The following is a 13,281-nucleotide window of genomic DNA, read 5'->3' on the forward strand; positions in this document are numbered from 1 at the left end:
GAAAAAATCGATTCCGAATGCAAATGGGGCTTGTCCGCAGGACTGCAAGCCCTGCCCAAGCCCCATGCACTACGATTTCGCTCGCCCTGTGGACGAACGCTCGATCAGTTTTGACCCATCAACTCGTCAAAGCTAATGGTCTTTTCGCTAACCTTGGCCTTGGACAGCACAAATTCGGTCACGTTATTTTCCATCACAATGCCTTCTACCTCGGCCATGCGGCGGTTATCGCCGTAGTACCAGCGAATCACGTCAGCCGGCTTTTCGTAACTGGCGGCCAGTTCTTCCACATGGGCCTTGATTTGCTCGGGTTTCGCTTGCAAAGCGTTGGCACGCACCAATTCGGCCACCACCAGACCCAGACGCACGCGCTGCTCGGCTTGGGGACGGAAGATGTCATCCGGAATCGGTGTCTTGTCGGCGTCCTTGATGCCGCGCTGCTTGAGGTCGGCGCGCGCGCTTTCAATCAGGCGGTCCAGTTCGGCTTGCACGCTGGACTTGGGCAAATCCAGTACTGCCTGGGTCAGCAGAGATTCCATGGCAATTTGCTTGTTGCGAGCCAGTAGGCGGTACTTGACCTCGCGCTCCAGGTTCTTGCGAATATCGCTGCGCAGGCCTTCTACGCTGGCTTCGGCAATGCCCAGGGACTTGGCCAATGCGCCGTCCACTTCGGGCAGGTTGGCCGATTCGACTTTTTTCAGCGTAACCAAGAAATCGGCAGTCTTGCCTGCAACGTCCTGGCCATGGTAATCGGCAGGAAATGCCAATTGGAAAGTCTTGCTCTCGCCGAGCTTCATGCCGCGCACCGCTTCTTCAAATTCCTTGAGCATCTGGCCGTCGCCCACGATGAACTGGAAGTCCTCGGCCTTGCCGCCAGGAAAAGGCTCACCATCGATCTTGCCTTCAAAATCCACGGCCACGCGATCGGTATCTTGCACGCCAGCGTCCTTGGGGCGCAGCGCGAAGGTACGGCGCTGCTTGCGCAGAATTTCGACCGTCTTGTCGATGGCTGCCTCGGTCACTTCAGCGTGAATTTTTTCCAGCGAGGCGTTGGAAAGATCGGCGATTTTGACTTCTGGGAATACTTCAAAAATCGCGTCAAAAGCCATCTGACCTTCTGGGGATGTTTCGCTTTCGGTGATGCGGGGTTGACCAGCCACACGCAATTCGGCTTCGTTAGCGGCGGTCGCAAAAGCCTGGCCGACCTTGTCGTTCATCACTTCGTAATGTACGGAATAGCCATAGCGCTGGGCCACCACGTTCATGGGCACCTTGCCAGGACGGAAACCATCCATCTTGACCGTGCGGGCCAACTTGCGCAAACGGGAGTCCACCTCCGTCTGGATCGCGCCGACTGGCAGAGTCAAGGTAATCTTGCGCTCCAGTTTCTCCAGAGTTTCAACAGTAACGGCCATGATCAGTCTCCTAAACTAAATATAGGGGCAGCGCGTGTCGATATACGACTACGGACTGCCCCGCTTTCAAAGTGGTGCGCGGGGGGGGACTCGAACCCCCACAGTGTTGCCACCGTCAGGACCTAAACCTGGTGCGTCTACCAATTTCGCCACCCGCGCAAAAATACGAAATGGGAGGTCAACAGGCCCCGCAGACGCCGTCTGCAAGACCCGAACCACCCATTTGAAATTGGTCAACCTGCTATTTTAACCTGCAGTTGGGGTCAGACTGGCGCCGGTGCTTCGCGTTTTACGCGGAACCATGCTGCATACATGGCCGGCAGTGCCAAAAGGGTCAATACCGTGGCCACAATCAGCCCGCCCATGATGGCAACCGCCATAGGGCCCCAGAAACCCGAGCGTGACAGCGGAACCATGGCAAGCACAGCGGCAGCGGCCGTCAGCACGATGGGGCGCAGGCGCCGCACGGCCGATTCCACAATGGCGTCCCAGGTGGGTATGCCTGCGGCACGGTCCTGCTCAATCTGGTCAATCAGGATCACCGAGTTGCGCTGGATCATGCCCATCAACGCAATCACGCCCAACAACGCCACAAAGCCAAATGGCCGCCCCGACACCAGCAAGGCACCGGCCACGCCGGCAATGCCCAAGGGGCCGGTCAAAAACACCAACATCGCACGACTGAAGCTATGCAGTTGCAGCATCAGCAGTGTGAAGGTGATAAACAACATGATTGGAATGCCAGCAACGATGGAAGCCGAGCCCTTGCTGCTCTCTTCCACGGCGCCCGCCACCTCAATACGGTAAGCGGTCATGCCCTTGGCTTTCCAGGAAGCCTCCAGCGCCCGCAATTGGGGCAGTAATTCTGCCGTTACGGTCGCGCCCTGCAGACCTTCAGCGATGTCACCCTGCACGGTGATGGCGTAATCACGGCCATCGCGCCACATCACCCCAGGTTCCCAGGTGAAGGTCGGCTTGGCAATTTGCGTTAGTGGAATGGACTTTCCACTGGCGGTTGGCAAGTAGGCGTTGCCAATGTCGGTAATGGCGTTGCGTTCGTCCAGCGGCTGGCGCAGCACGATGTCAATCAGCTTGTCTCCCTCGCGATACTGGCCCACGGTTGTGCCAGACAAAATGGTCTTGGACGCTTGGGCGATGGACTGGCTGCTGACACCCAGCGCGCGCGCTTTGGTCTGGTCCACTTCCAGGCGCATGACCTTGACCGACTCATTCCAGTTGTCATTTACTCCCCGCATATTGGAACTGGCGCGCAGGATAGCCTTGACCTCATCGGCGCGCGCCCGCAGGACCTGCGGCTCGCCACCGACCACGCGAAACTGCACCGGATAGGGCACTGGTGGTCCGTTGGGCAGGATTTTGATCCGTGCCCGGACCTCAGGAAACTCCTGAGCCATCAGCTGCGGCAAGCGCAAGCGCAATGGCTCGCGCAGTTTCAGGTCTTTGGGAAGAATGATGAGCTGCGACACATTGGTTTGCTGGAAGATGGCGTCCATGGGCAGGTAGAACCGCGGCACGCCAGAACCGACCCAGGTGGTGACATTTTCCACGTCCGAGTCCTGCATCAGCCGTGCCTCAATGCGTTTGGTCGTAGCCTCGTTGGCGGCAAACGAGGTGCCCTCGGGGTACCACACATCCATCAAGACTTCCGGGCGCGCGGAATCCGGGAAGAATTGCTGCTGCACCCTGCCCATGCCCACAATGCCCAATGCGAACAGCAAGAGCGTCGCGCCAATCGTCATCCAGCGGTGCTGCACGCACCAGTTCACCATTTTGCGAAAGGTGTTGTAGAACGGCGTGTTAAACAGCTCGTGCGGCTGGTCGTCGGGTTTGTGTGGCTTGACCTTGAGCAGTACCGTGCCCAGGTAGGGCACAAAATACACCGACACGATCCAGCTCAGCACCAGGGCCAACACGGTCACCCCAAAGATGGCAAACGTGTATTCGCCCGTGGACGAACGCGCAATACCAATCGGTAAAAATCCCACGGCAGTAATCAGCGTGCCCGTCAGCATGGGCATGGCAGTTATTTCGTAGGCAAAAGTGGCGGCACGCACTTTGTCGTAGCCCTCTTCCATTTTGCGCACCATCATCTCGACAGCAATGATGGCGTCGTCCACCAGCAAGCCCAGCGCAATGATGAGCGAGCCCAATGAGATCTTGTGCAGCCCGATACCCCAATACTGCATCCCAAGAAATGTGACTGCCAGCACCAGCGGAATGGTGATACCCACCACCAGGCCAGGGCGAAAGTCCACGTAGTAGCGGTTGAACCAGCGCGTTGCACCGCTGCGCTTGTGCAAGCCCAGGCTGACAATGCTCACGCCCAGCACAATCACCACGGCCTCGATCAGCACACCCACAAACTCATTGACGGATTTGGCCACCGCTGTCGGCTGGTCTTGCACCTCCACCAGCTTGATGCCTGCTGGCAGGGTTGCACCCAGCTTTTCGGTAGCAACTTTCAGTGCCTTGCCCATGGAGATGATGTCACCACCCTTGTTCATGGACACCCCCAGCGCAACAATCTGCTGCCCCTGGAAGCGGACCTTGACCTGCGCCGGGTCCACGTAACCGCGCTTGATTTCGGCAATATCACCCAAGCGCAATTGGTTGCCCCCGGCACTGGTGCCGGCGCCGTAGCCCGTACCCCGGATGGGCAAGGCGCGCAGGTCTTCCACGGCCTCAAACTGGCCGGCCACTCGCACCTGCAAGGTGTCCAGCGGGGTCTGGATGACGCCGGCGCCTTCAATGGCGTTTTGCTGGCTGAGCTGGGCCAGCACCTGGTTCATGTCCAGGCCCAGTTGGGACAAGCGCTTCTGCGAAATTTCGATGTAGAGCTTTTCGTCCTGCACGCCAAACAGTTCCACCTTGTTGACGTCGGCCACCTTGAGCAGTTTTTGGCGCACTTCGTCGGCGAAGTTCTTGACCTCGGCATCCGAGAAGCCATCGGCCTGCAACGCGTAGATCACACCATATACGTCGCCAAATTCATCGTTGTAGAAGGGCCCTTGCACGCCACCCGGCAGCGTCATGCGCATATCGCCCACCTTCTTGCGCACCGTGTACCAGGTATTGGCCACGTCAGCGCCGCGGGTGGAGTCCTTCACCTGGAACAGGATGGTGGTTTCACCCGGCTTTGAATAGCTGCGGATCTTGTCAGCGTTGGGCACTTCCTGCAGGGTGCGCTCAATCTTGTCGGTCACCTGCTCTGCCATCTGCTGGGCCGTGGCGCCGGGCCAAAAGGCGCGCACGACCATGATGCGGAAGGTAAACGGCGGATCTTCGTCCTGACCGAGCTGGAAATAGGCTGCGGCGCCCAGCACCATCAGCACGATCATCAAGAACTTGGTCAGTGGAATATGTTCCACCGCCCAACGCGACAGGTTGAACCCCTTCTCCGGGCGCAGATGTTGGTCGTTCATGGCGTTTACTTGCCCGCTGCGTTGCTGGCAGCTACCACGGGGCCAGAAGTTGTCACCGCATTTGCTACAACTTTGGTAGTGCGCTGTGTAGTATTGGCGAGGGCTAGAGGCTGTTTTTCCTTATAGATACTGACCTTTTGACCGGGTGACAGCACATGCACGCCGGCCGTCACCACCTGCATGCCCGGCTGCAGACCACTAGACACGACCACCTCATTGCCATCGGCCGTGGCGATCACCACGGGTTGTAGTTTGACCGTCATACTGGCGGTGTCCAGCACCCAAACCGCCGACGACTGGCCGTCCTGGCGGAAAGCACTGGTGGGAAGCTTGACCACCTGGGCACCACTTCGGTCCAATGCCAGCGGCAATACCGCAACGGTGCTCCCCAGTGCCAGCGCATCATCTACAGGCAGGGTCGCCTTCACGGCAAAGGTGCGTGTTACCGGATCGGCACTGGCCGCCACTTCGCGCACCGTGCCCTTGATCACGCCATTGGTTCCCCAGGCACGCACATCCACTTCAGAGCCCACCTTGACCCGTACCACCTTGTCTTCAGGTACAGAAAACACCACATCCCGTGGGCCATCCTGGGCAATACGCACCACCGGTGTGCCTGCGGCCACTACCTGGCCGGGCTCGGCTTCCACTGCGGTCACCACGCCCGCCACATCGGCCACCAGCGTGGTGTAGGCCGCCTGATGGCCCTGGGCCGAGCCTTGGGCCAGCGCTTGGTCCAGTTGGGCCTGCGCCGCTTTCAGGGTGGCATCGCGGCGCTCCAGTTCGGCACTGCTGATGAAGTTTTTGTCACGTAAATCCTTGTAGCGCTTGAAGTCGGCGGCGGCCAAATCCCGGTTGGTTTGGGCTGCGTTGACTTGGGCCTTGGCGGCAGTAGCAGCCAGCTGATAGTCCTGCGGGTCCAGCTGGGCCAGCACTGCGCCGACGCGCACCTGCTGCCCCAGTTCGGCCTGTCGGCGCACGATCTTGCCGCCTACCCGAAAGCCCAGACGGGACTCGATCTGCGCCCTTACCTCACCGGCGTATTCGCTACCGGCATGCATGCCATCTAAACCCACCGTAACCACCTTAACGGCGCGGATCGGTTCTTCGGTGGGAGCAGGTCGCGAGCAGGCGCTCAGGGCAAGCGCTGCAGCAACCAGGGTCAACGCAATGAAGGGGTGTTTGGAGGACATAGCAGAACCGTAAGTGTGGTGCGGACAAAGAGAGAAATTTATTTACTGACCGATTGGTTAGTAATTTATTCTAAACGAGAATTCTTGTCAACCACAGCCACGCGGGTCACGCCGGTGCCGCCCACCGCTCAGTCGTAAGCGATAACCGCCTTGCCCTGCGCCGCTTGGGCGCGCCAGACCGCAAGAGCGGCGTCGCTGGGGTAGAAGCGGGCGTTGTCGCCCAATTGCAGTTCGGCCACCGCGCCAGTGCAAGCGTCTTCGACCCCTTGCGCCGGCTGCAGCTCCCGTTGAATCGCCAGGCGCACGGCCAGGCCGCGAATCAGTTCGCCATGCTCGGTTTCTTCCTTCTGGGCAGGAAACTCGCGCAGCAGCCGGGCCACATCCGGGCCCTTGCCGTCAGCCCGCGCATCCACTGCGACCCGCAAATATTTGCCAAAGCGGCAGCGCGCCTGCTCCAGACTCCAGATTTGCGTGACGGTGAGCTGCTTGCCACCTGAGAATCGGTCGTTCTGTACCTTGCCCATGACGATGATGATTTCGTCATCCTTAAGCTGATTCTTGTGGGCTATAAGCAGTGCTTCGTCGGCGCGCGCCTCAAGTACAGCGGACTTGTCGTCCAGCTTGAACAGCCCCAACTTGCCGCGTTGGCCATTGATAACGCGCAGATCAGTCACGATACCGGCCAGCAACTGCGGCTCGCGGGTGTCCAGAACCTCGTCGAGTTGGCGCTTGGCAAAGCGCCGCACTTCCAGCGTGACTTCATCAAACAAATGGCCCGACAGGTAAAAGCCCACAGCCGTCTTCTCATACGTCAGCCGCTCCTTGATGCCCCAAGGCATGGCGGCCACCAGATCGGGCTCCTGCGTGCTGGAACCGTGGTCGTCGTCCCCTCCCATGTCGAAAAGGCCCACCTGGTTGGCGTTCGCTGCCGTGGCCGCAGCAAAGTCAAAGGCGCGGTCAATACTGGCCACTAAGGACGCCCGGTTGAGTTGCAGCGTGTCAAAGGCACCAGCCTTGATCAGCGCATCCACGCAACGCTTGTTCAGCCGACTGCGATCCACCCGGCGGGCAAAGTCAAACAGGCTCGTGAACGGGCCTTCTTCCCCGGTGGGGCCTTTGCCCTCACGCGCGGCCACAATGGCATCAATGGCCTGCTGGCCGGTTCCCTTGATGGCACCCAGGCCGTATCGGATTTCCTTGTTGGAGATGGGCTCAAAGCGGTGCTTGCCCCGGTTGATGTTGGGCGGCTCAAACGACAGGCCCATCCGCTGTGCGTCCTCAAATAACACCTTGAGCTTGTCGGTGTCGTCCATTTCCACCGTCATGTTGGCGCAGAAAAATTCGGCCGTGTAGTGCACCTTGATCCAGGCCGTGTGGTACGCCAACAGCGAGTAAGCAGCGGCGTGCGACTTGTTGAAGCCGTAGCCCGGCAAACTTCTCCATCAGGTCGAAAACCTCGTCGGCCTTTTCTTCGTTGATGTCGTTTTTGGCAGCTCCGGCGCGGAAGATGCTGCGGTGTTCGGCCATCTCTTCGGCCTTCTTCTTGCCCATGGCCCGGCGCAGCATGTCGGCGCCGCCCAGCGAGTAGCCGCCCAGAATCTGCGCGGTCTGCATAACCTGCTCTTGGTAGACCATGATGCCGTAAGTTTCGGACAACATGTCGGCCACCAGCGGGTGCGGGTACTCAATCACCTCGCGCCCGTGCTTGCGCGCCACAAAGCTGGGAATCAAGTCCATGGGGCCTGGGCGGTACAGGGCGTTGAGGGCAATCAGGTCTTCCAGGCGCGTGGGCTTGGCGTCCTTCAACATGCGCTGCATGCCGCTGCTTTCAAACTGGAACACCGCCTCGGTCTTGCCCTCCTGGAACAATTTGTAGACCCGTGCATCGTCCAATGGCAGGTTCTCAAAGGCGAAACCTTCTTGCCCGGGATGGCGCTTCATGATGAACTCGCGCGCAATTTCCAGAATGGTCAGCGTGGCCAGGCCCAAGAAGTCGAACTTCACCAGGCCAATCGCCTCCACGTCGTCCTTGTCATATTGGCTCACGGCGGACTCGCTGCCGGGTTGCTGGTACAGCGGGCAAAAATCGGTGAGCTTGCCCGGTGCAATCAACACGCCACCAGCGTGCATGCCGATGTTGCGCGTCATGCCCTCCAGCTTGCGCGCCAACTCCAGCAGGGTCTTGACGTCTTCCTCCTTGGCTTCGCGTTCGGCCAAAATCGGCTCCGCCTCGCTGGCGTAGACGTATTTATCGTTCTTCTTGCCGTCTGTGGGCGGCAGTTGCAGTGTGACGTTGGTGCCAGGCTTGTTGGGAATGAGCTTGCTGATGCCGTCGCAAAAGGTGTAGCTCATGTCCAGCACCCGACCCACGTCGCGCACCACGCCACGCGCCGCCATGGTGCCGAAGGTGGCAATCTGGCTTACAGCGTCTTTTCCGTATTTGGCCTTCACGTAGTCGATCACCAAATTGCGGTTGGTCTGGCAAAAGTCAATGTCAAAGTCAGGCATCGAAACCCGCTCGGGGTTCAGGAATCGTTCAAACAGCAGCTTGTACCGAATCGGGTCCAGATCGGTGATCTTGAGCGCATAGGCCACCAAACTGCCCGCACCGGAGCCACGCCCCGGCCCCACCGGGCAGCCGTTGTTCTTGGCCCAGTTAATGAAGTCGCCCACGATCAAAAAGTAGCCGGGGAAGCCCATTTTTAGAATGGTGCCTATCTCAAACTCCAGGCGTTCCAGGTAAGCGGGCATTTGGGTGTCGCGCTCCGTTGCGTTGGGGTACAGATGCGCCATGCGATCTTTAAGCCCTTCGTGCGAGGCGTAGCGGAAATACTCGTCTGGCGTCATACGCTCGCCATTGACCAGGGGCGTTGGGAATTCCGGCAAATAGTTTTTACCCAACACCAGCGTCAGGCTGCAGCGTTTGGCAATTTCCAGCGTGTTGGCCAGTGCGGACGGCAGGTCTGCAAACAGCGCCTGCATCTCGGCGCTGGACTTGAAATACTGCTCGCGCGTGTACTTGCGCACACGCTTGGGATTGCCCAGAATTTCTCCGTCGGCAATGCAGACACGGGCCTCGTGGGCTTCAAAGTCGTCGGGCGTGGTGAACTGCACCGGGTGGGTGGCCACCACCGGCAGCTTGAGGCGGGCCGCCAACTGCACGGCAGCTGCCACATGGGGTTCGTCATCGACACGACCGGCTCGCTGAAGTTCCAGATAAAAGCGGTGCGCAAACACGCTGCCCAACTGCAGTGCGATTTCCAATGCGCGCTGGGTATCACCCTGAATCAGCGCCTGTCCCACCGGCCCGGCTTGCGCGCCCGACAGACAGATCAACCCGTCATTCAACTCTTGCAGCCACGCCAGTTTGATGACGGCCTGGTTTTTGACCACGTTCTGGGTGTACGCGCGCGCCAGCAATTCCGAAATATGGAGGTAACCCTGCTTGTTTTGCACCAGCAGCACCATGCGCGACAACGCTGTCGTGTCACCACCCAGTCCTTCTAAAAAAATCTCGACACCGATGATGGGCTTGGTGCCCTTGGCCCGAGCCTGCTTGTAAAATTTGATGGCCCCAAACAGATTGCTCAGGTCGGTAATAGCAATGGCGGGCTGGTCGTCGGCAACCGCCGCCGCGATAACTTCATCAATACGGTTGGTTCCATCGACAACGGAAAATTCGGTGTGCAGGCGCAGGTGTACAAACATGCAGGTATTGTAGGTTTTCCCACCTGGACACGGTGGTGCAGCCCATGCGTGCTGCACCTACGGTCAATGCTTAGCGTACAGCGGCCAATGCAGCAATGCGTGCGCCAAACAGGCGACCGGTTTCCAGGTCACCCGCATTCATTTCTTCACCGCTGGCGTCACCGGGCGTCTGCGCCATGGGGCCGGCACTGGACGCCAGGTAGTTCACATCACTGCGTTGAGAGGCCTTGGTGTTGTTGTAGTTGTGCCCGGTGCCGGCCCAGATGCCGCCATGTTGCATGGCCAACGTCATGAAATAGTGCAGCGTGGAATGCTTGTCGCCATTGACATTGGCGCTGGCCGTGAAGCCGCCAAAAATTTTGTCTTTCCAGGTCTGGGTGTACCAGGGCTTGCTGGAGGCATCGGCAAACTTCTTGAACTGCCAGCTCACATTACCCATGTAGGTGGGCGAGCCGAAGATGATGGCGTCAGCTGCGGCCAGCACTTCCCAGCCACCTTCGGGCAGGTTGCCGTCGGCATCAATCGCCAGCAACTCGGCAGCAGCACCATGGGCTACCGACTGCGCCAAGCGCAGGGTATGGCCGTAGCCAGAATGGAACACAACAATCACTTTCGCCATTTCAAAATCTCCAATATTTAAAAAAAATCCACAAACAAATCAAGGCGTCAGGTCAAACACCAGCACCTCGGCGCCTTCCGCGTGGTCCAGCACCAGGCTGTCTTCCTGCGCCAACAACGCTGCATCACCAGCGTTCAGGCGCTGGCCGTTGACAGAAATGGTGCCACGCACCAAGTGCACATAGGCTTTTCGCTCAGGGTCCAGTGCCAGGCTCGCACCCTGGTGTCCATCGAACAGGCCGCTGTACATGCGCGCATCCGCATGGATCAACACCGAGTCATGTGCGCCGTCTGGCGAAGCCACCAGGCGCAGCACACCCTGCTTTTGGGCGGCTGGCACCGTCTTTTGTTCGTAACCGGGGGCAATGCCGCGCACATTGGGTTCAATCCATATCTGGAAGAAATGCGTGGTTTGATCGGGTGCATGGTTGAACTCACTGTGCTGCACGCCGGAGCCGGCGCTCATGCGCTGCACATCACCCGGTGGAATGCCCTTGACATTGCCCATGCTGTCCTTGTGGGCCAGTTCGCCGGAAATCACGTAACTGATGATTTCCATGTCGCGGTGGCCGTGCGTGCCAAAGCCGGCACCGGGGGCAATGCGGTCTTCGTTGATCACCCGCAGATTGCCCCAACCCATATGGGCAGGGTCAACATAGCCCGCGAACGAAAAACTGTGAAACGACTGCAGCCAGCCATGGTCGGCATAGCCCCGGTCAGCAGATTTGCGCAATGTCAACATGATGAATAGCTCCTTTGCTCTAGGAGTGAACTTTAGACCGTAGCAACCCCATTTCCATCCATCGGGTTTGATGGCATCATTCAAATTATTTAAATTTAAGTACACGTACCATGCAAAATGCACGCAACGCCCTGACGCCGGACGCCCTCGCCATGCTGCAATCCATCGCGGCGGCTGGCAGCTTTGCCGCTGCGGCACGGGCCATGGGCATGGTGCCCAGTGCACTCACATACCGCGTGCGATTGATTGAAGACGCGCTGGATGTACTGCTGTACGACCGCAGTTCCCGCCAGGCGGTGCTGACCGAAGCTGGTGCAGAACTGCTGCGTGAAGGTGCCCGCTTGCTGCACGACATGGAAGCGGTGGCCAACCGTGTCAAACGGGTTGCTACCGGCTGGGAGCCGCAGTTCACCATCGCCGTGGACACCATCATTTCCAAGTCCACCGTCATGGAGCTGTGCGATGCCTTCTTTGCCCAGTCGCCGCCCACGCGCATTCGCTTGCGCGACGAAACCCTGTCGGGTACGCTGGAGGCCCTCACCAGCGGCCAGGCCGATCTGGCCATTGGCACCACACACGATACCAACACCACCACAGATATACACACCAAGCCGCTGGGCAACGTCAGCTTTGTCTATGCCGTAGCACCCCACCACCCGCTGGCCAACGCCGCAGAGCCGCTGAGTGACACCCTGATCCAGCAGCACCGTGCGGTGGCCGTAGCCGATTCGGTGTTACGCGGCAGTGCCATGACTTTTGGGCTGCTCAGTGGGCAGGACGTATTTACCGTGGGCAGCATGCAGGCCAAGTTGGATGCCCAGTTGCGGGGACTGGGCGGTGGCAACCTGCCACGCTGTATGGCCGACACGTATATCGATGCCGGCCGGTTGGTGGTAAAAAAAACCGAGCGCGGACCGCGCCAGGTAGCCATCCACTACGCCTGGCGTGGCGGCAAGGCCAAAACCCACGGGCGGGCATTGCAATGGTGGCTGCAACAACTGGAAAGCCCCACCACCCGCGCTGCCTTGCTGGAGAAACATCGGTCGAATTTTTACTAGCCCCCGGCCCCGCGTATAAACTGGGACCAATCCCACAACTCCTGGAGCCCCTGCCCATGACCGCACCCAAACACATTGCCATCGTTGGAGCCGGGATGGCGGCCATCACCTGTGCACGCACACTGGCCCAGGCGGGGCACCAGGTCATGGTGTTCGAGAAGAGCCATACTGTGGGCGGTCGCATGTCCACGCGCAACAGCGCGTTTGGAACCTTTGACCACGGCGCGCAATACTTCACCGTACGCGACCCGCGCTTTGTGCAAGCCCTGCAAAGTACGCCTAACGTCTGCAAGGCCTGGAGCGCCAACACCGTGCAAGTGTTGGACGAACGCGGTCGCGTGGCCGCTGCCGGCCTTCCCGCCCGCGAACCACACTGGGTAGCCATTCCCGGCATGAGCACCCTGGTGCGCCGCTGGGCACAGCCCCTGGTCGACGCGCACTGTCTGGAACTGAACACCAACGTTACCCACATCGAACGCGACGCCCTGAACAAGGCCCAGTGGCAATTGCGCACCCAAGGCGATGGCGACAGCATTCACGTCTACAGCGGTTTTGATGCTGTGGTGCTGGCCGTGCCCTGTGCCCAGGCGCAAGCGCTTTTGAAAGACACCCCAAAGGCCGGCAACCTGTTGAAGAAGACCAGCGCTGTCACGGTAGACCCCTGCTGGACCCTGATGCTGGCCTACCCGCAGGCCATGCAGCCCGGCTTTTCCACCCTGGGGCCGCAATGGAACGCCGCGCGTAGCACCCACCACCGCATTGCCTGGATGACACGCGAGTCCAGCAAGCCTGGACGCGGCGCTGTGGAGCGCTGGACCGTGCAGGCCAGCGCCGCCTGGTCACGCGAGCACCTGAACGACACGCCCCAGCGCGTGCAGGCCAAACTGATCAAGGCCTTTGCAGAGGTTACCGGCATTCGCGCCGAACCGGCCCACATCGACACCAAGCGCTGGCTCTACGCCAAGACCAACCAGCCGCTGGGCCAGTCCCACCTGTGGGATGCCAGCGCGGGCTTGGGCCTGTGCGGCGACTGGTGCCTGGGTCACCGGGTGGAAAACGCCTTTGTATCGGGGCTGGAACTGGCCCTGGCAATTGCGTAAAAGC

The 13,281-nt window shown here is 59.7% G+C and carries 7 protein-coding genes, 1 tRNA gene and 1 pseudogene; 2 read left to right on the forward strand and 7 right to left on the reverse strand.

Going from position 1 to position 13,281, the window contains the following annotated elements:
• Nucleotides 1-104: 104 nt before the first annotated feature.
• The 7 genes and pseudogenes from tig to IPI80_RS07875 form a co-directional block, all read right to left on the reverse strand.
• On the reverse strand, nucleotides 105-1,415 hold the full coding sequence (gene tig, locus IPI80_RS07845; RefSeq protein WP_413858850.1) for a trigger factor: 1,311 nt from the start codon (nucleotides 1,413-1,415) through the stop codon (nucleotides 105-107).
• A gap of 72 nt (nucleotides 1,416-1,487) precedes the next feature.
• A tRNA-Leu gene (locus tag IPI80_RS07850) sits at nucleotides 1,488-1,574 on the reverse strand.
• Nucleotides 1,575-1,678: 104 nt separating this feature from the next.
• Complete coding sequence (locus tag IPI80_RS07855; protein ID WP_413858852.1) at nucleotides 1,679-4,858, reverse strand: efflux RND transporter permease subunit; 3,180 nt, start codon at nucleotides 4,856-4,858, stop codon at nucleotides 1,679-1,681.
• Nucleotides 4,859-4,863: 5 nt separating this feature from the next.
• Entirely contained in the window at nucleotides 4,864-6,051 is a 1,188-nt protein-coding gene (locus IPI80_RS07860; protein WP_413858854.1) for an efflux RND transporter periplasmic adaptor subunit, read from the reverse strand.
• Nucleotides 6,052-6,179: 128 nt separating this feature from the next.
• Nucleotides 6,180-9,759 (reverse strand): annotated as a pseudogene (gene dnaE, locus IPI80_RS07865) (DNA polymerase III subunit alpha).
• Nucleotides 9,760-9,829: 70 nt separating this feature from the next.
• A complete protein-coding gene (locus IPI80_RS07870) occupies nucleotides 9,830-10,378 on the reverse strand; it encodes a flavodoxin family protein (RefSeq protein ID WP_413858856.1) in 549 nt (182 codons plus the stop codon).
• Nucleotides 10,379-10,417: 39 nt separating this feature from the next.
• On the reverse strand, nucleotides 10,418-11,119 hold the full coding sequence (locus IPI80_RS07875; protein WP_413858858.1) for a pirin family protein: 702 nt from the start codon (nucleotides 11,117-11,119) through the stop codon (nucleotides 10,418-10,420).
• Between the two features lie 110 nt (nucleotides 11,120-11,229).
• Between IPI80_RS07875 and IPI80_RS07880 the strand changes: the two genes are divergently transcribed.
• Both IPI80_RS07880 and IPI80_RS07885 read left to right on the forward strand, forming a co-directional pair.
• Nucleotides 11,230-12,177, forward strand: coding sequence for a LysR family transcriptional regulator (locus IPI80_RS07880; RefSeq protein ID WP_413858860.1), 948 nt, complete (start codon nucleotides 11,230-11,232; stop codon nucleotides 12,175-12,177).
• A 56-nt stretch (nucleotides 12,178-12,233) separates the two neighbouring features.
• A complete protein-coding gene (locus tag IPI80_RS07885; RefSeq protein WP_413858862.1) occupies nucleotides 12,234-13,277 on the forward strand; it encodes an NAD(P)/FAD-dependent oxidoreductase in 1,044 nt (347 codons plus the stop codon).
• Nucleotides 13,278-13,281: the final 4 nt, after the last annotated feature.

This window comes from Candidatus Aalborgicola defluviihabitans (genome assembly GCF_016705985.1).
Taxonomy (GTDB): Bacteria; Pseudomonadota; Gammaproteobacteria; order Burkholderiales; family Burkholderiaceae_C; genus Allorhodoferax; species Allorhodoferax defluviihabitans.

Excerpts from the sequence above, each read along its gene's own strand:
- tig (WP_413858850.1), bottom strand. The coding sequence starts at position 1,415 with ATGGCCGTTACTGTTGAAACTCTGGAGAAACTGGAGCGCAAGATTACC.
- IPI80_RS07855 (WP_413858852.1), bottom strand. The coding sequence starts at position 4,858 with ATGAACGACCAACATCTGCGCCCGGAGAAGGGGTTCAACCTGTCGCGT.
- IPI80_RS07885 (WP_413858862.1), top strand. The coding sequence starts at position 12,234 with ATGACCGCACCCAAACACATTGCCATCGTTGGAGCCGGGATGGCGGCC.
- IPI80_RS07870 (WP_413858856.1), bottom strand. The coding sequence starts at position 10,378 with ATGGCGAAAGTGATTGTTGTGTTCCATTCTGGCTACGGCCATACCCTG.
- IPI80_RS07880 (WP_413858860.1), top strand. The coding sequence starts at position 11,230 with ATGCAAAATGCACGCAACGCCCTGACGCCGGACGCCCTCGCCATGCTG.
- IPI80_RS07875 (WP_413858858.1), bottom strand. The coding sequence starts at position 11,119 with ATGTTGACATTGCGCAAATCTGCTGACCGGGGCTATGCCGACCATGGC.
- IPI80_RS07860 (WP_413858854.1), bottom strand. The coding sequence starts at position 6,051 with ATGTCCTCCAAACACCCCTTCATTGCGTTGACCCTGGTTGCTGCAGCG.